The following is a 21682-nucleotide window of genomic DNA, read 5'->3' as shown; positions in this document are numbered from 1 at the left end:
AGAAAAATTTAATGAAAAATACACACATGAATCATATGAATAGAATGTACATAACCCCTGAAACACTTAAAAAATCTGGTGAAAGACAATTAAGTATATCCAATAGAAAATTAATCATCACGAATAGACAAGGTAAACTATCTAAAAAAAGCATTAATTAGTATATTGCTTCATTAAAAGCATTTGAAAATAAGAAAAAAAGTAGGAAAAATTATTTCCTAAACCTTCTGATTTGAATTGATCCGACAGCCAACATGATTAACAATAAGACAAGTATTGGATTACCTGTTGCATGTTTGGTTAAATCAACTGCACCTTCACCAGGTTTTGCAGCATCTCCCCCTTCTTGAGATGGGCTTGGAGAATCACTGTAATGAACCTCGATATCAGTTATGGTATCATTTGCTTCGTATTTTTTGTCACCGGAATATGATGCGGTAACTACATGATCTCCTTCAGTTAATCCAGGGATGACGAATTTTGCTTTTCCGTCTTTAACCTCTTCAGTATATTCTTTGCCATCAACAGTTATTGTAACAGTACCTGTTGCATCACTAGGGAGATTCACTACAACATTCGCATCTTCACCCTGATAGATTTCATCACCGGTAGCTGAGATAGGTGTTGAAACTTTTGCTACTGTGAATTGGGTTGTAGTTGTGCTTGGCAAGTATTTTCCATCACCTTCATAGGTTACATTTGCAGTGTATTTTCCGCTAGGAAGTTCTGGAATAACAACTTTAGCCTTACCGTTTACGATAGTTCCATAGTATCCCACACCATCTATATCGACAAGTACACGACCAGTCGCATCACTAGGAACAGTTACTGTAATAACTTCATCATTACCAACTTTAATATCTTTTCCGCTAGCAGATACAGTAGATGGACGTTTTGATACAGTGAACTGGCCGGTTGTTGAGTTTTCTACATAGTTTTTGTCACCATCATATTTGACTGCAACTGTCTTATCGCCAGCCTCAAGGCCATCTACATTGAATACGGCTTTACCATCTTTGGCTTCTGCAGTGTATGTTTTACCGTTGATTTCAATAGTTACAGTACCAGTAGCATCATCCGGAAGAGTTACTGTTACAACAGCAGTGTCTCCAACATAGCAATCATCCACATCAACGTTGATTGGAGTGTTGTATTTTGGAATTGTCACTTTTGAATCTTCCACTTGAGATCCATGAGTATCATCACCGGAATAGATAACTTCAACATCATAGGTTCCAGGAGTGTTGTTATCTAATGTAATGACTGCAGTACCATTAACAACTTCTGCAGTATAAGTCTCATTACCAACTTTAACAGTCACATTACCTGTAGCATTATCACCAACAACAACCACGACAGTACCATTACCTTGATCAATGACCTTCATGTCAGGAACTTCTTTAGCTTTCTCAACAGTCAAGTTACCAATAGTGTAATTAGAATTGTAATTATCATCACCATCATAAACAACAGCAATAGTGTGATCACCAGGAGCCAAGTCATCAACAGTAACAACGGCTTTACCATCCTTAATCACTGCAGGATAGTCTTTACCACCAACACTAACAGTAACATTACCAGTAGCATCATCAGGAACAGTAACTGTAATAACAACAGGTTCGCCCTCTTTAGCTTCACCAACTTCAACATCAATTGGAGCATCATATTTAGGAGCAGTTATCTCAGCTGTAGTGTTAGATGCCTCATGAGTATCATCACCTGAATAGATTACCTCAACTTCATGAGTACCAGGAGTTACATTGTCATCCAATTGAACAACAGCAGTACCGTTAACAACTTCTGCAGTATACTCCTTATCACCAACCTTAACAGTCACATTACCTGTAGCATTATCACCAACAACAACCACGACAGTACCATTACCTTGATCAATGACCTTCATGTCAGGAACTTCTTTAGCTTTCTCAACAGTCAAGTTACCAATAGTGTAATTAGAATTGTAATTATCATCACCATCATAAACAACAGCAATAGTGTGATCACCAGGAGCCAAGTCATCAACAGTAACAACAGCTTTACCATCCTTAATCACTGCAGGATAGTCTTTACCACCAACACTAACAGTAACATTACCAGTAGCATCATCAGGAACAGTAACAGTAATAACAACAGGCTCGCCATCTTTAGCTTCACCAACTTCAACATCAATTGGAGCATTATATTTAGGAGCAGTTATGTTTGCGAGTGTTGAAGTGCCATTGTGGGTATCATCACCGGAATAGATTACCTCAATTTCATGAGTACCCGGAGTTACATTACCATCCAATTGAACAACAGCAGTACCGTTAACAACAGTAGCATTATACTCCTTATCACCAACCTTAATGGTCACATTACCGGTAGCATTATCACCAACAACAACCACAACAGTACCATTACCTTGGTCAATCACTTTGATGTCATCAGTTTTTATTTTGGATACTGTGAATTTGGTTGTAGCATTGCTTGGTTCGTATTTTTTGCATCCAGCGAATATTGCATCAACAGTGTAATCGCCTGCTTCAAGGTCTGGAATCACTAATGTTCCTTTACCTCCTGAAACAAATACTGTGTAGTTTTTGCCGTCGACGCTGACAGTCACATTACCACATACATCTTCAGGAACTTCCACATTAATCACTGCCTTATCGCCAACAGTGATGTTTTCAGCAGTTACATTAATAGTTGAAGGAACTTTGGATACTTCAATAGTTGATGTTGTGTTGCTTAGCAAGTATTGGTCATCACCTAAGTATTTCACATTAATATCGTGAGTTCCACTGGAGAGTCCATCGACTTCTAAAGTTCCTTTTCCGTTTTCAACTTCAACCGCATAGGTTTTATTTGCAATTTCTACAATAACATATCCAGTTGTATTATCAGGAACAGTGATTTCAATTACAGCGGTTTCACCAACATTGATTGGTGTTGTGTTAGCTTCAACTGTTGAATTGCGTTTGTCTACAGTGAAACTGGCTGATGTGTGGTTTCCAGTGTAGTTGTTATCACCGATGTAGTCTACGTATACTGTTTTAGTTCCGGCAGTTAAGTTTTCAACATTGAAAGTTGCTTTGCCGTTTTCAATTGGGGCAGTGTATTCTTGACCATCGATTTCAATAGTCACATTTCCTTTTGCATCATCAGGAACGGTTACAACAATCTCTGCAGTATCGCCAACTTTGATGTCTGAAACTTCAACGCTGATTGGAGTTTCAAGTTTAGGAATAGTTACTCTTGAAGTTGCATTTCCACCATCGTGTGTATCATCACCGGAATATATCACTTCAACATCATAAGTTCCAGGAGTGTTGTTTTCTAATGTAATGACTGCAGTACCATTAACAACTTCTGCGATATAAGTCTCATTACCAACTTTAACAGTCACATTACCAGTAGCATTATCACCAACAACAATAGTGATAGTGCCGTTATTTTGATCAATAATTTTAATATCATCAGATTTAACTTTAGATACTTCTAATTTAGTTGAATTGGTGCTTGGCTCATATTTGTTATCACCATTGTAAACCACATCAACAGTGTAGTTTCCAGCTTCAAGACCAGGAACAACCAAAGTTGCTTTACCATCAGCAACAGGAACAACATGGTCCTCACCACCAACAGTAATTGTCACATTTCCGGTTGCATCTTTAGGAACACTGACCTCAATGACTGCATTTTCTCCAACAGTAATGTTTTCAACAGTCACATTAATGCTTGAATCTGAAACTTTTGAAGCTTTGAATGTGGTATTTGCACTTGCATTGGTGTATTTGTCATCACCTAAGTAAGTTGCAGATACATTATGGATTCCATCTTTTGAGACAGTTACTTCGATTGAACCTTTACCGTTTGTAAGATTTACATAATATCCTACGCCATCAACATCAACAAGTACAGGTCTGGTTACATCACTAGGAGCTGTTACTTCAATTAAAGTCTTATCTCCAACAGTAACATTAGTTGCATTAACTGTGATTTCAGGAGCAACTTTATTTACTGTGAAGTTAGCGGTTGTGTGGTTACCAGTGTAGTTATTGTCACCAACATAATCAACTGCAATAGTCTTGGTTCCTGCTGTTAAGTTTTCAATTTCAAATGTTGCTTTGCCGTTTTCAATTGGTGCTGTGTATTCCACACCATTGATTTCAATAGTTACATTTCCTTTTGCATCATCAGGAACATTTACAATTATTTTAGCTACATCTCCAACATTTGTATCGTTTACATCAACGCTGATTGGAGTTTCGAGTTTAGGAATAGTAACAGTTCCAGTTGTAGTTGATGGCTCATGATTGTCATCACCGGAGTAGATAACTTCAATGTCATGAATACCCGGAGTTTCATTCACTAAATCAATCACGGCAGTACCGTTAATGATTTCAGCAGTGTAATTATTGTCTCCAACTTTAATAGTTATGTTACCAGTAGCATTATCACCGACAACTACCATAACAGTACCGTTGCCTTGATCAATGACTTTAATGTCTGTATCATTAGCTTTGGATACTTCAAATTCAGCAGAGCTTGTAACCGGTTTGTATTTTCCATCACCGTTATAAGTTGCATTAATTGTGTAATTGCCAGCAGGTAATTTTGGAATAGTTAATGTACCGGTTCCACCAGATACCGGTACAGTATGAGTTTCATTATTAACGACGACTGTAATATTTCCAGTTGCATCCTCAGGAACAGTGAATGTGATTGTTTCACTTTCACCACATGTGATATTTTGAGGAGTGATTTCTAAGGTTGAGTTATTCTTACTTACATTGAATTTGTCTGAAGTAAAGTTGCGTAAGTATGTGTCATCACCCAAGTAAGTAGCGACCACATCATATTCTCCTGCAGGTAATGTATCAATTTCTAAGATTGCTTTACCATCACTTACATTAGCATAGTAATGTTGGCCATTAATGTCAATTAATACTTGACCGGTTGCATTTGCAGGAACTTCTACTGTAATAGTTTGTTTTCCTCCAACAGTGCTGTTTGAAATAGTCATGTTTATTGGAGCATCAAGTTTTGTAACTTCAAATGTTGCAGATGTCCAGTTACCGTTTAGATTGTTATCTCCTCCATATATCACGACAAGGGTATGATTTCCGCTTGTGAGTGCTTCAATAGTAAAGTTAGCAGTACCATTTGTGACAGGCACAGTATTGTTTACACCATTGACAATGACAATTACATTTCCTGTAGCATTAGTATTGTTGACTGTGATGTTGATTACTTGGCTTTCACCGATTTTCATTGTCGGTTCAACGTCAACGCTTACTGTTGTATTTACTTTATATACTTCGAAGTCCACGGTTGCGGTTGCCTTATTGTAGTTTTCATTACCATTGAAAATCGCTACAACAGGATAGTGTCCTGCATTTAAGCCTTCAACATTAACTGTAGCATTTCCTTTATAGTAAGGAACATTCCATCTGGATGCTCTTAAGGTAACCTCACCATTATCTAATGAAATTTCTTCAGCAGTTCTGTTATCAACTATAACAGTTACATTACCTTCAGCATTTACATGAACTATTATATGTTCAACATCACCATAGAATATGTCTTTAACATCAATGGTTATTATTGGATCTGCCTTTGCAACAGTGAAGTTGGCTTTAGCATTGCTACGTGTGTAGTTAGCATTTCCATTGTAGGTCACATTAACAGTGTAGTTATTTGCATTTAAGTAAGGAACATCAACAGTTACTAGGCCGTTAATTAAAGGTTTTTCTATAAATTCATAACCTCCGACTTCGATTGTAACATTACCCTCAGCATTTACATGAACAGTAATAGTTTCAACCTCACCGTAAGTAATGTTTTGAACAACAACGTTGATGTCTGGAGTAATTTGACTTACTTTGAATGAACCATTAGCGGTTGCAGCCTCATATTTATCGTTAGCAGGGAAGTATAATGTAATATTATAATCTCCAGCTGCAAGGTCATTTAATGTTAAGTTACCTTTACCATTTTTGATGAATGTTGTGTAATTTCTACCGTTTACTTCAACTTCCACTAAGCTGGTAATATCATCTTTAGTCTCAATAGTAATTAATTCAGCATTACCAAAGTCAATATCTGTTCCGTTGATTGTGAATTCAGGTTGATATTTTGATATGGTAAAGCTTGACTTTGTTGTATTGCCATAATATTTATCGTTTTCAACATACCTTGCAGTCACATTATGTTTACCTGCTTTAAGACCTGTTATGTTGAACTGTGCAACACCGTCTGTGATGTTTGCATAGTAGTGGTTGTCTTCTATGTCAAGCAAGATTTGACCTGTTGCGTTGTTTCCTACAGTCACGTTGATTTGCACGACATCTCCAAGGTTGGCTATGTCGATGCTTAAAGGAACATTGTTTTTGTCCACTCTGAATGATGAAGTGTCATTGGATGCATTATAATTTTTATCTCCATGGTAGAATGCATCTACGACATATACATCAGCACCCAAGTTAGGAATAATGATTGTAAGGTTATCGGCAGTTGTCTTATGTTCAATGCCGTTTACGAATACGCTGATGTTTCCTGTAGCGCCAGGAGTCAATTCCAGTTCGATTGTGACATTTTGACCTACAGTGATGTTTTGGATTTCCTTGATTGTGATTTCAGAAGCTACTTTGTATACTAAAAAGCTGTTGTTTCCTTTATGTATGAATGTTCTAGGTCCTGCATGCTCAATGTAGATTGCTGTTACATTGTATTGACCCGCATCTAATAGCGGTAATTTCCATTGAGCGGAACTGAAGTTGAACTGGGAAATGTAATGGTTAAAGATTACGCTTTCATTCCTGATTACTTCACCATCAGCATTGGTAATGATGACTGTTAAATTGTTGCCTGTTTGATCTCCATCCACATGGACATATACTATCTCATTATCAAATACTGATATATCATCTGAAACAATTTCAAGTACTTTTTCAGTATCATAAATTTCAAATACTGTGAAATTTTTACTTTCAAGGTATTTCCTGTTTTCAAGATATGTTGCATTTACAGTATAATTACCAATGGCAGGAGCTTTAAGGTGCAATATGCCTTCTCCACCATTGACATAAACAGTGTATGTTTTGTTTACATTTCTCATCTTATCCCATACGATTACGGTTACATTTCCAGTTATGTCGCTTGGACCATCGATGAATATGTCCACATCAGTGCCGTTAGCGATAATTCCTCCATCAGATACAGTTACATTGATGAATGAAGGAATTCTGTTAACGTTGAACTGTTTTGGAGCAGATACATTACTATTATACTTATCATTGCCCATGAATGTAGCAACAACAGTTATAGTATCATTATTAACCGGAGTGTACTCAAAAGTAGCAGCAGTAGCATTTGTAATATGTACAGTGTAGTTAGCACCATTAATTGTGAATACCACGACACCGGTAACTGACTCATTCAAGTTAGCAGTGAAGTTTACCGGACTGCCAACATAAATAGTTGCAGGCACAGTAGTATCATTAACAGTAATTGTCACATTGTTTTTAACTACTTTGATTGTAGTGGATGTAGTATATCCTGTGTAGTTTTGATCACCCTCTAAAACAGCAGTAATGGTATAATTACCTTCAGCTAATCCTTCTATGCAAATTTCATGATTTCCAGGGTTAGGTGAAAGAGGATTTTTATATTGATTTCCATTAATAAATATAATGAGAAGTCCAGTAGAGTTGGTTGTAGTGAATTTAATTTCTACATCTTCGCCAACTTTATAAGTTCCATTCCTATCTTTAGTAATAGTAATTAATGAGTTATTAGGTAAAACAGTGAATTCATCGTCAGCAGTAGCATTGCCATTATAATCATCGCTAGTGATGAACTCAGCAGTGGCCTCATAATCGCCGCCTGCTAAACCAGATAAGTCAACACGGGCAACACCGTTAGATACAGTGCCGTTAAAGACTTTGGTTTTATTAGTGCCTTTGAGCTTAACGGTGACTCTGACAGTGCCGTTAGCAGCATTGCTTACATTAATAACTGCAGTAGCATTATTAGGATAAGTCACATCAGCAATAGTCATATTAATGGAAGGAGCGACTCTTGAAACAGTGAATTCAACATCATTTAATGTCAATACATCATAATTGCTGTCACCATAGAAGACAACTGTAGCAGTTTTATCACCGGCAGGCAATTTATCAGCATAGATTAATGTTTGAACAGTGCCGTTGTACAATACTTTGTCTCCAACTTTTATTGAAACGTTTCCTTTGAAGTCATCAGTGACATTGATGATAAATGTAGTATTCTGCTCAACAGTGACATTTAAAGCAGTGCCATTAGCAACTAAAGTAGCATTATCTACAGTGAATCTTGTAGAGTTTTTGCTATCGCAATACTTATCGTCACCAACATAGGTTACATTGACTTCATGATCTCCGCTATTCAATCCGGTAGCATTTAATCCGCCTTTACCATTGATTATAGCAACATCATATTCTTTGCCATCAACAGTCAATTTAACAGTAGTATTTATAGTTTCATTCAACTCGACAGTAATGAGAGCATCATCACCATAAGTAACCGGAGTTTTAACGGTTACCTTGATATCAGTTGGAATTCTGTCAACTTCAAATACTTGAGGATCAGATACATTACTATTATACTCATCATTGCCAACGAAGGTAGCAACAACAGTCAGAGTAGCATTATTTACAGGAGTGTACTCATAAGCGGCAACATTAGAATCTGTAACATGTACAGTGTAGTTAGCGCCATTAATGGTAAATATCACATCACCAGTAACGGACTCATTCAAGTTAGCAGTGATTATTACCGGAGTACCAGCAACAATATCGGATGGGACAGTAGTATTATTGACACTAATTGTTATATCCTTTTTAATAACAGTAAAGTTAGCGGTTGTTGAGTTGAATCTGTATTTGTCATCACCAGGATAGGTTGCAACAACTGTCTTATTGCCGTAGGTTATTTCTGGTATGTAGAATGTTGCATTGCCGTTTACGGTTACGTTAGTGAATTTAATACCATTGATTTCAATAGTTACGTTTTCGGTTACGTCAGCAGGAACTGTTACAATGACTTTGACAGTGTCATTTACATAAATTCCGTCTTCATCAACAACAGTAATGTTGATTGAAGGATAGGTTTTTGATACAGTGAATATGTTATTGGCTACTTTGCTTGTGTAGTTAGCATCATTAACCGTAGCGTTAACTGTGTATACTCCTTCTTTAAGGCCAGTTATGTTGAATGTAGCTTCACCGTTTACGAATGAATCATTAGTGTATTTGGTACCGTTTACCCAAATGGATACATTTGTTACTCCAGTTGGAACAGTAACTGTTATTATTTCAGGGTCTCCGACTGTAATGTTCATTCCAGTAACATTTATTTCATAGTCAGAAATCTTAGCCGGTCTGAAAGTTAATGATTTTGTACTGTCAGTGAAGTTTTGGTTACCGTCATAAGTTACAGCCATGGTGTAGTTTTCATAGTTCAATGGACCATCGGTAGTGAATGTAACAACACCATTCATTATTTCTGATCTATATTCTTTGTCAAGACCTGTAATAGTTACATACTCACCATCGATTCTATCATTTATGAATATTGTTATGATAGCTTTTTCACCAGCAGTTGCGGATGGTGGGTAGATTTGTAAGTTAGGGTCTATCTTTTTAACTTCAAATTTGTCAGATTCAGTATTGTTAATATTGTAATCTTCATTTCCATTATAGGTTACATTAACTGTGTAATTGCCTGCAGCCAAGTCAGGCACTTCAAATACTGCTTTTCCATTAACAATTGTTTGTGTAATGTTTGTATTATCAGTATCATTGAGTTTGATTGTGATGTTTCCTTCAACACCTGCAGGAACAGTTACGGTAATGACTGCAGTTTCAGTGTAATTGATGTCATCAACGTCAATAGTTACTGTTGCATTCAATTTAGATACAGTGAACATAGTTTGATTACTGTTAACTGTGTAGTTATCAAGTCCTCCGCCGTAGTAGGTTACATTTACTGTGTAGTTTCCTACTTTCAAGTCTTTAGGATATACTACAGCCTGGCCTTCTGATACATATCTGATGTAGGTATCATCACCGACGACTTCAACTACGACATAACCGGTTGCATTGGTTGGAACTTTAATGGTTATGTTTCCGTTTTGACCTACAGTAATGTTTTGAGCAGTTACGTTGACAAACGGAGTTCTTTGGGTTACGTAAAACTCGGCCATTGCCCTGTTTCCGGTAAGGTTATTGTCTCCATCATAGAATACCCATACGACCTTATGTCCTATTGTTAAGTCAGAGGTGTTGAATCTTGCAATTCCATCTTTGATTTCAGCGGTGTGGTTTACACCATTAATGTTAATTGTTACGTTACCGGTAGCATTAGTTAGAATAGTTCCAGTAGCGTCTCTTATTGTAATATTTATATATTCTGTATCCCATACTGGGACGTCATGTACATCGACATCCAAAGTAGTGCCGATTTGCAATACGTTGAAGTCAGTGGATATTGTAGCATTTGTGAAGTTGGCATTGCCGCTGTAATTGGCAACGATTACATAGTTTCCAACAGCTAAATTGCCAAGAGTCCAATTGACTTTACCGCCAACAATCGGTAATGTAATGTTCTTATCGGTTCCGTTGATTCTGAGTGTGATTTCTCCAGTTACACCATCACCAACATGGATAGTTACGTTGGCGTTTTCACCATAGTTGATATCTTCAACAGTAATGTTGAGCATGTTTGCAACATTTATGTCCATTTCAGGAGTTGCTTTGAATACTGTGAATTTGGATCTTGCAACGCTACGTGAATAGTTCTTATCTCCACCGTAGGTCACTTCAACAGTGTAGTTGTCAGCACCGAATATTACTCCAGGTAATATTGCTTTACCGTCAACAAGATCTTGTGTATCAAATACGTAATAAGTGTCATTGACTTTGACTGTTACATTACCGGTAGCGCCATCTGGAAGCACTACTGTGATTATGGTTTCATTTCCATAAGTTACATTGTCAACATCAATTGTAATATTAGGTTCAATTTGAGTTACATAGAATACTGTGTAATTAGTAACATTATTATATTTATCATCACCCTCATAGTATAGAGTTACATTATATTCCCCGACAGGCAATTGTGGAAGTTCAATTGATACAGTACCGTTCTTGATTCTGCCGAAATATTCTTCTCCATTAACAATCGCTGAAACGACACCAGTAGTGTCATTTAAAAGGGTAATATTGATTATTTCATTTTGAATGATAGTAATGTTTGTAACATTTGCTGAAAGTGTAGTGTTATATTTATGTACAGTGAAATCAGCTTCACCCATAGCAGGTTCTAAAAGTTTACTACCTGGATAGAATGCGATTACCTTCTTAACTCCTGCAGTCAGATTAGATATGTTGAATGTAGCTGTTGCATTGTGAGTTCCATTAGTTAATGCTAAATTATAAGCTTTATTATCAAGATATATAGTTACATTACCCGGTACATCATATCCTTCCGGCGGAACGATTGTGACATTGATATAAATTGTATCATCCACCATAATGTCATACGCACTTACATTAAGGAAAACTGCAGCATATTCTTTTTGAGGCAAACTATAATTGGTTAAATTGACTGAACTGTTATAGTTATGGTCATCATGATATGTTGTCTTTATAGTGTAATTTCTAGGAAGCAAATCATGAACCACTGTAGAAGCAAAACCATTAACAATTCTAACATCTACATATCTAATAACGGTTGTTGGATCGCTTTCAGTATAAAACTCAACGGTTGCTGTTCCGTTAGCATCCCCATAGAATTTGTCATCCCAATCATCGAAGACTGTAAAATTCATGTAAAGATCATACCCAAGGTCATCGATTTGGACTGTTAAATTGGATTGTGCTTTAGTTATATTTAATGAAACTGTTGTGTTAACTTCATCGTAGTATGCGTCACCCCAGTATTTTAAGAATACTGTGTGATTGCCAACTTCAAAGAATGTATCTGCAGTAACATTAGTGAGAATGTTTTCCAAAGATCCTTTACCGTTTTCAATGGTCATGTTTCCTTTAAATACATCATCAATATAAACAGAGATGATACCTCTTGCACTTTGTAGAATATTACCGCTCGGACCAGTGAGGTTTGCAGTGACTGTTGTGTTTCTATGGAATATGGTGTCCAATGCAGAAGCGTCAATATTAACATCTTTGATTCTTGAAGTAGCCTCTGCAGGGGTATAGTAATCTTCATTTGGAATTCTTGCATTCACATAAATATCATCTAGTGAATATGGTACGGTTAGAATATCTGCAACATTCAAGTCGATTATACCATTTGCATCTGTTGCATAAACACCTTCATGTAATTTATTATTGTCCCCATCAAATATTTCAACTAGTACTGCTATACCTGCTTCAGGAACAGAACCAACAGTTACAGAAGATATAATGCCAGTTTGAACAGCTGTCTTACCAATGGTTATGTTATTATCGGTCCAATATGTAACATTATTACAAGATATATTAAATTGCTTTTCTGGTTTACTTCCATCATGTTTAACATACATTGAATTTAAGTGAGTATCCGCTCCTTCCATCTCTATGTGGATGCTGCCTGCATTTCTATTAAAAGTTAAGTCGAATTTGGTGGTATTTGCAGTATTATTAAGAAGTACAGCATCTTTTAATGTGAAAAATGATGATGCGGAAATTGCAGAACCTTTTTCTGCTTTATTTCCTATGAAAGTAGCACCATTCACTGTAAAAGTAGTGACCGAGTCATAGACACATAAAGCTCCACCCTTATTAGCAGTATTGTTTATAAATGTAATATTATAAAATTCTACATGATTTGCCTGTTTGACTTGAATCGCACCTCCACCATTACTGTTACTACCCTTTCCATAAGCAACATTATTTATAAATGTTGAATTCTCAAGTAAAACCATACGGCCGGCTAAATTACGATTAGATTGAATATACAATGCACCAGCTTCCTTAGATGAAGAACAATTCTCAAATAGACAATTCCTTATAACATAAAGACCATTTGGTCTTAAATACATAGCTCCTCCCTGAGCCCAAACTGCTGAAGCTCCAGTACCTCCTCCATCACCATCAGTAGTGACGAAATTACCTACAAAGGTACAATTTTCAACAAGTGCATTTGTACTTTTATCCCATAAGATAGCACCACCGTCTACTTTCTTTTTATTAATGGATTGAACTGAATTATAATAGAATTTGGAATTTTTAACAGTACCACTGTCTCCATTTTCAGACCAGTAAATAGCACCACCACCTCTTGTCAAATCTGCACTAGTAGTAAATCCATAAGCAGTGTTATTTGTGAATATACATCCATCAACGGTATTGTTTCTAGAGTTAGAATTACCATACCAATAAAGAGCTCCTCCATTCAATCTTACAAGGTTATCTGTAAAGTTAGAATTAGTTACCCTGGAGTGTGATCCAGTGGAATAAAGTGCACCTCCATTTTGGTATGCATAACCATCAGTAAATGAAGAACCGTTAACATTACAGTAATTACCTTCCAAGTAAATTATACCACCATCATATGCAGAGGAATTCTCAAATTCACAACCTTCAATAGTTGCATAATTACCTTCTACATAAATTGCACCACCTAAGTTAGTAGCAGTATAATCGTTTCCGTTTTTCGCAGAAGCGTTAGCGATTGATGAATTTACAATAGATGCATATACCCCTTGAATATATATTGCCCCTCCTGCTCTTGCAGTGGAGTCTGTGATATTGGAGTTTTTAACTACAGTGCGGTCACCAATAATATATATTGTACCACCATCTGAACCTTCAGCGATAGAGTTATTAAAGTTACATCCTTCAATATCCACATCATTTCCTGTGATGAATATTGTACCACCATAATTAGTATTCCTACCGTCATTATTACAGATACTGCCTGTGAAGTTAGAGTTTGATATATCTACATTATCACCAGTTAGAGAAATTGTACCTCCTTTACTGTGATGGCCTCCAGCACTGGTAGCACTGTTATTTTCAAAGATACTATCATCAATGGCACCATTATCCCCTTCCCAATTTATAGCTCCACCATCATCTCCTGCAACGTTGTCTGTGAATTTTGAAGCATTTATTTGACAATTGTCTCCAGAAATGAATAATGCTCCACCTTCAAGAGATGAGTAACTGTTAGTAACATTAATATTGTAAGCATAACCGTCATTACCTGACCAGTAAATTGAACCACCTTGTTCTGCTTTAGACTTGTCGATAGCAGCATTTATTATACGGGTGTTATTTCCAATAATTTGCATTGCTCCACCTGTATTGTTTTCTGCGCTACTATCAATACTTACTGAACAGTTGGAGAAGTAGATATTTGTTAAATTGGCATTGTTACCTGTGAGGAATAATCCTCCACCATCCAGAGATGAGTAACTGTTAGTAACATTAATATTGTAAGCATAACCGTCATTACCTGACCAGTAAATTGAACCACCGTTTTCTGCTTTAGAATTGTCGATAGTAGCATTTATTATACGGGTGTTATTTCCAATAATTTCCATTGCTCCACCCTTTGTCTTGTTTTGTGCGCTACCACCCATACTTGCTGAACAGTTGGCGAAGTAGATATTTGTTAAATTGACATTGTTACCTGTGAGGAATACTCCTCCTGCCTCTTCATTAGCGAAACTGTTTGTAACGACAAGTGTGTCAATAGACATGTCCGAACCTGTAATAATTATGGTACCTCCTTTTGAGTGGGAATTTTTCAGAGCATCGCTCTTACTGATACCGCTATTGTTGTTTGCAGTTATGTTATACATCTTACCGTGTTGACCTGTCCATAATATTGCTCCACCGTCGTCTCCTGCAATGTTACTATCCAATGTTGAATTGGCGAATAGACAGTCATTTCCTTCAATGTATACTGCACCACCCTCAAATCTAGCATAGTTATTGTTGAATGATGAATTTATAACTTGACCATTATTACCATTCCAGAATACGGATCCTCCATTACCTGTTGCTGCAGTGTTATTAACAAATTCAGAATTAGAAAGTGTTGAATCGTGAGAACCCTCATACCAATCTAACGCACCACCATTAACACCAGCATAATTATCATAGAACCTGCTGCCGTCAACAGTAATATTACTACAATCATGAACAACACCATCTTGCATACTACCTTGCATATAGATAGCACCACCATTCTGGGAAGCATTATTACGTCTAAAGGTACTGTTTAAAACCTTACCATTAGCACCAGTCCACATAATAGCACCACCATGACCACCATTAGTTTGCCTACCATAAGAGTCATTTCCAGAAACATTACCTAATGCAGTGTTATTCTCAAAAGTGGAATTGAAAATAGTACCATCATGACCGAACCAATATACAGCACCACCAGATCTTTTAGCAGTGTTATTAACAAATTCAGAATTAGAAAGTGTTGAATCGTGAGCGCCTTCATACCAATCTAACGCACCACCATTAAAACCAGCATAATTATCATAGAACCTGCTGCCGTCAACAGTAATATTACTACAATCATGAACAACACCATCTTGCATACTACCTTGCATATAGATAGCACCACCATTCTGGGAAGCATTATTACGTCTAAAGGTACTGTTTAAAACCTTACCATTAGCACCAGTCCACATAATAGCACCACCATGACCACCATTAGTTTGCCTACCATAAGAGTCATTTCCAGAAACATTACCTAATGCAGTGTTATTCTCAAAAGTGGAATTGAAAATAGTACCATCATGACCGAACCAATATACAGCACCACCAGATCTTTTAGCAGTGTTATTAACAAATTCAGAATTAGAAAGTGTTGAATCGTGAGCGCCTTCATACCAATCTAACGCACCACCATTAAAACCAGCATAATTATCATAGAACCTGCTGCCGTCAACAGTAATATTACTACAATCATGAACAACACCATCTCGCATACTACCTTGCATATAGATAGCACCACCATTCTGGGAAGCATTGTTCAAAGTGAAAGTAGTATTTGAAATGTTACCGTTAGAACCGGTCCACATAATAGCACCACCATGACCACCATTAGTAATCCTACCATAGGAGTCATTTCCTGAAACATTACCTAATGCAGTATTGTTTTTAAAGACAGAATTACATACAGTACCATTCTCACCAAACCAGTATATTGCACCACCAGAACGGTTAGCGACATTGTCAATGAAAGTACAATTATCTACTAAACCATCAGTTGCACCTTCATGCCAATCAATAGCACCACCATTAAAACCAGCAATATTACTAATGAAGTGACAATCCTTAAATGTAGTATTTATACAATTACCGTGACTACAGTTTTGTAAGTATACAGCACCACCACGACCACCAGTCTTATAAGCAATATTATACTTAGCCTCATTATCTACAAAGTTACAATTAACCACAGTACCATTTAGACCAGACCATATGATTGCACCACCATCACCTATATTACCATGATCATCCATAACTAAACCATTAGCAATATTATGAGTGAAATTGGAATTATATATATCACCATTATGACCACTCCAGAATATAGCACCACCATTAGATCCAGCTATATTATCGGTGAATATGGAGTTATATACATTACCATCATGTGCACCTTCATACCAATCTACTGCACCACCATTAACACCGGCAATATTACTAGTAAATATACAATCTGATATAGTTGTATTAGTACAGTTTTCTGTATAGTTACCATGTATGAATATTGCTCCACCACGGTTTTTAGCATAATTGTTATTAAAGTTACAATTATCCTTGATGATACCATGACTACCTACCCATAGTACAGCACCACCATCTCCACCACCGGTTACATTACCGATGTCATCTATTACATCACCAGTAGCCTTATTGTTAGTAAAGTTGGAATTACTAATAGTACCATTATGACCACTCCAATGTATAGCACCACCACTACGTTTAGCAGTGTTATTGGTAAATATGGAATCAATTACTTTACCATTAGTTGAACCTGCACGCCAATCTATCGCACCACCATTACGGCCCGCATTATTACCTGTGAAATCAGAACCTTTGATAGAGCTTTCGGTACTATGTTCTAAATATATTGCACCACCATGGCCACTTGCAGTATTGTTAATAAAAGTACAATTTTCAATATGTAATATACCTAGGGAATTAATTGCTCCTCCATCTCCAGTAGCATTAGCATTAATAAAAGTGATTCCTTTAAGTGTTACAGTAGCTCCGTCCATTATATCAAATATTCTTGCTTGATTATTTGCATCAATTACAATATTGCCTACACCTGTAATTGTTACTGTGCCTGAGATAGGTATTCCATTAACTAACTCACTATCAGAACTACTGAATGTATAATTTCTTGTTAATTGGACGTCTGAAACGCCAGTTATTTCATTTTTCAAATCTGTAAACGATCCTTCACCCTCACTTAACCTTTCATCATTATCTGGAAGTGATAATGAAGGATTGTTATTTTGACTAACAATTCCGTTTTCCGTCGACGTACCAATTGTATCATTTAAAGCATTCACACTCAAATCTGAGGTTATTGTTGAGCCAACTACTGCTGAATCATCAGCAACATCAACAGCCGCCACAGATTGAAGTGAAAAGAGAATGCATATTAATAAAATTATTATTATTATATTTTTTTTAATTCCCATAAAACATCACTTTTATTTTTTTTATTAATGCTTTCCATTTTAACGAAAAATTATGGAGAGCTTAACGTGATATTTATTTTAGATGATTATAATATATATATTTTTATATCAAATTAAAATACAGGAATAATTAAAAAAAATTTAGAAAGAATAATGATTTATGAAGAAGTGTTTAAAATGGATTTCTTAAAATTGTAAGTATTAATATAATTTTAGAATTATTAAAGAAAAATTAATAGATTTAAAGTTTAATTTAGAAAAACAGTGAAAAAAAGTGCAGTTATATATTATAATTATTAATATAGAACAAAAATAAAAAAAAGAAGTGAAAAGTAATTATTTAATTACTTTACTTTTGATGATTTCCACTCTTTTGAGAGGGTAGATTTTTTTAGCGTTGTGGTAAATTTCAGATGCTAATTTACCGTTTACAACAACTTTCACTAATTCATCAAATGACTTATCAGCTGCTGCTTCAACGAGTAAATCTTCAATAGTTTTTCTCATGTATCTTTGTTGGGAAGATTTAGCTCTTCTGATGGTTACTGCAAGCACTTGAAGTTTTAATTTGCGGCCATCTTTAGTTTTTACGATTGCTGAAGCATCTATTCTGGAAGTTCCTCTTCTGATCATACTTCTTACATAATCAGTAGTGGTTTTGTGACCGGTGAATTTAGTGTTTGCAACTTCACCTGCAACATTATCAATTTCAAATCTGAGTTTAATGTATTGTTTTGAGAAATCTCCGGTTAGTTCTCTCATGGTAACTTCTACGCCTCTTCCAATGAGAAGTTCCGGATCTTTTGCTGGAGTTTCTCCAATTTCTTTATCTTCAAAGTTCACTGGTGTTTTGATAGTATACCAGGATTTTTCTTTCCATGTATCACGTACTCTACGTCTTGCTTTTGATTTTGCCATTATATCAACCGTTTAAAATTATATTATTATATATGTAATAGTTTAGCGTATTGCCATAAAATTTATAAAATTGTCTCTAAATTAAGTATAACACATAAATTAAGCTGTAAAAATGATTTTAAAGAAGTATAGATTTACAATACTTAATTTGATTATTGTGAGCTATTCTCACCTTATTTAAAGAAAATATATTTAATTAAGTTTTATTTTATAAAACCCGCCCATAAAGGTTATTATTAGTTATTTTACTCATGATATATAAAGATTATCAAAAATTCAAAAATTGCATGAAAATTTTTAAATTAGAAAAAAAATATTTTTTTCTACAATATAACCAATATAATATTTAAATAAATATTTGAGCCTTAAATCAGAAAATAAGGTCAAAATATTCATTTTCAAAAAATGTTTACAATAGAATAATTGAAGTCAATTATTCATAAAATTATAATGATTAATATATCTTTGCAAGACTTCATCAATCGGACCTTCATCCATAACAAGCCTAATACCCGCATCTTCTGCTTTAATTTTCGATTTGAATCCATATTGAACAGCAATTAAAACATCACAGTCCCCACAAGCTTTGATAACTTTGCCACCCTGATGTTTTGCATCTTCAGCTATCTCGACTTCCCTCTTTTCAACAAAACTTAATTCATCATCATAATCATATACATATACTGATTTTCCCTTACCAAGGTGCAAATCCACATTTTCACCATCTGATGAAACTACAGCCAAACGCATTTTTATCCCTCAAACTATACTTCAGCACCATCCAACGCATGATGGCAGCTACAATCTTTTTCATCAATGTTTTTTATAAAATTATATATTAACTCAAGCAGCTCAACTTCCTTTTGTGAAACTATTTCAAAAACTTCATCAATTGTCAAGGCATTTTCAGAAATCCCTGATGCATAATTAGAGACTATGCATATTGAATTATAACACATTTCCCTTTCACGTGCCAGGGTAACTTCAGGAAGTCCGGTCATCCCGACAAGGTCCCCTCCAAGCATCTTGAACATTTTTATCTCGGCGGGAGTTTCAAATCTTGGACCTTCTGTACATACATAAGTTCCGCCCAGGATTACATCACCGGAAATGGCCAGAACATCTCTTAAATTCGGACAATACGGTTCGGTTACATCAATATGAACGACTTTATCCTCAAAAAATGTTTTAGCCCTATTCTGTGAGAAATCAAGAAAGTCATCAGGAACAACAAATGATCCCGGAGGCATTTCTTCATTCATGGAGCCAACTGAATTGGTCGCTATAATCTTTGTAACGCCCACATTTTTCAAAGCATCAATATTAGCTCTGAAATTGATTTTATGCGGCGGGATTGAATGGCCTTGAGCATGTCTAGGTATAAAAGCAACTTTTTTAGAACATATATCTAAAATTGAGATTTCAACATCCCCATAATCAGTTTTGACTAATTTTTTAGTGCATGAATCCGCCTTTTGAGTGATTTCATAGACACCGCTGCCGCCAATTATGCCAATCATGCAATCATCCTTTACAAACAGATAATGGTTTGACTTTAGCAACTAGTTTTGCGATGCCTGTTGAATCGGATACTCTGACTACACTGTCAACATCCTTATAAGCGCCAGGAGCTTCCTCTTCAATGACATGTTTGCTTGTGGCTTTGATTTTAATGCCTTTTGATGCCAATTCGTCTGTAATCTTGTCTGCATCATATTGCTTTTTGGCTTTAGATCTTGACAATACCCTTCCTGCACCGTGAGCGGTTGAACCGAAGGTCTCTTCCATTGCAACATCTGTTCCATGCAATACGTATGAAGCTGTTCCCATTGTTCCTGGAATCAGGACAGGCTGTCCTACGGCCCTGTATTTTTCAGGTACTTCTTCCCTTCCAGGTCCGAATGCGCGTGTTGCACCTTTTCTGTGAACTAAAACTTCCTCTTCGCGATTAAAGATTTTATGAGTTTCCATTTTTGCAATATTATGGGCCACATCATAAACAATATTCATTTCCATGTCCTTTGCGGATTTTCCTAAAACTTCCTCAAAGGTTTCACGAACCCAATGGGTCATCATTTGTCTGTTTGCCCATGCATAATTAGCAGCTGCCGCCATCGCCTGTATATAATTTTGAGCTTCTTTAGAATCAAGTGGAGCACATGCTAACTGCCTGTCATCAATGTTAATTTTGTATTTTTTATAAGCCTTATCCATCACCCTCAAATAATCAGAGCATATCTGGTGACCGCATCCTCTAGAGCCTGAATGAATCATAATAACAATCATTCCCTTTTCAAGCCCAAATACTTCCGCCACTTCTTCATTGTAAATTTCATCAACAATTTGAACTTCCAAAAAGTGATTTCCGGAACCAAGTGAGCCTAATTGAGGAATTCCTCTTTTTTTAGCTTTATCAGATACTATGCTTGAGTCAGCGTCAACCATTCTTCCGTTTTCTTCTAAAACTTCCAGATCTTCACTCCAACCGTAACCGTTTTCAACAGCCCATTCAGCACCATAATCAAGCACATCGTTGATTTCATTTTCTTTAAGCTTTATTTTACCTTTGCTTCCAACACCTGAAGGGATATTTTTAAACAGTTTTTCTGTAAGCTCATCCAATTTGCCTTCAATATCTTCAAGTGTCAAATTAGATTTAATCAATCTGACTCCACAGTTAATATCAAATCCGACTCCCCCCGGTGATACGATACCGTTTCTTAGTGCGAATGCAGCAACACCACCTATTGGGAATCCGTACCCAAAGTGAATGTCGGGAAGTCCGATTGAGTATCTTTGAACGCCCGGAAGACAAGCCACATTGACAATTTGCTCAACAGCCCCATCTTCCAATTCATCAATATATTCATCAGCTATATAAAGCCTTCCAGAAGCTCTCATTTTCTTATTGAAAGATCCTGGAATCTCATAAACATTATCTCTAACTTTTTTAATTTCATCTTTAATACTCATAAAAATCACAAAATTATTATGTATTAGTATTTATTAATGGTGTTTTAATAAGGTTTTGGTAAAAATTAGAAAGATTAAAAA

The 21682-nt window shown here is 36.0% G+C and carries 5 protein-coding genes; all 5 read right to left on the bottom strand.

Annotated features, from left to right (window positions below; genetic code table 11):
• Positions 1-211: 211 nt before the first annotated feature.
• On the bottom strand, positions 212-17710 hold the full coding sequence (locus TL18_RS01310) for an Ig-like domain-containing protein (protein ID WP_067040233.1): 17499 nt from the start codon (positions 17708-17710) through the stop codon (positions 212-214).
• A gap of 336 nt (positions 17711-18046) precedes the next feature.
• The gene (locus TL18_RS01305) at positions 18047-18628 is read right to left on the bottom strand and encodes a 30S ribosomal protein S3ae (protein ID WP_067040230.1); all 582 of its coding nucleotides are present in this window, start codon (positions 18626-18628) and stop codon (positions 18047-18049) included.
• 429 nt (positions 18629-19057) lie between these two features.
• Positions 19058-19378, bottom strand: coding sequence for a NifB/NifX family molybdenum-iron cluster-binding protein (locus TL18_RS01300; RefSeq protein ID WP_067040227.1), 321 nt, complete (start codon positions 19376-19378; stop codon positions 19058-19060).
• Positions 19379-19392: 14 nt separating this feature from the next.
• Positions 19393-20148 carry an S-methyl-5'-thioadenosine phosphorylase gene (gene mtnP / locus TL18_RS01295; protein WP_067040224.1) on the bottom strand — a complete coding sequence of 252 codons (756 nt, stop codon included), beginning with the start codon at positions 20146-20148 and terminating at the stop codon, positions 19393-19395.
• A gap of 4 nt (positions 20149-20152) precedes the next feature.
• Complete coding sequence (locus TL18_RS01290; protein WP_067040221.1) at positions 20153-21601, bottom strand: RtcB family protein; 1449 nt, start codon at positions 21599-21601, stop codon at positions 20153-20155.
• Between the last annotated feature and the right edge of the window lie 81 nt (positions 21602-21682).

The organism is Methanobrevibacter sp. YE315 (genome assembly GCF_001548675.1).
In the GTDB taxonomy this organism is placed as follows: Archaea; Methanobacteriota; Methanobacteria; order Methanobacteriales; family Methanobacteriaceae; genus Methanocatella.
The sequence above is the reverse complement of the archived record's forward strand: the minus strand, read 5'-3'. Positions and strand labels throughout refer to the sequence as shown.

Coding starts and splice junctions, on each gene's coding strand:
- mtnP (WP_067040224.1), bottom strand. CDS start 20,148: ATGATTGGCATAATTGGCGGCAGCGGTGTCTATGAAATCACTCAAAAG.
- TL18_RS01310 (WP_067040233.1), bottom strand. CDS start 17,710: ATGGGAATTAAAAAAAATATAATAATAATAATTTTATTAATATGCATT.
- TL18_RS01290 (WP_067040221.1), bottom strand. CDS start 21,601: ATGAGTATTAAAGATGAAATTAAAAAAGTTAGAGATAATGTTTATGAG.
- TL18_RS01305 (WP_067040230.1), bottom strand. CDS start 18,628: ATGGCAAAATCAAAAGCAAGACGTAGAGTACGTGATACATGGAAAGAA.
- TL18_RS01300 (WP_067040227.1), bottom strand. CDS start 19,378: ATGCGTTTGGCTGTAGTTTCATCAGATGGTGAAAATGTGGATTTGCAC.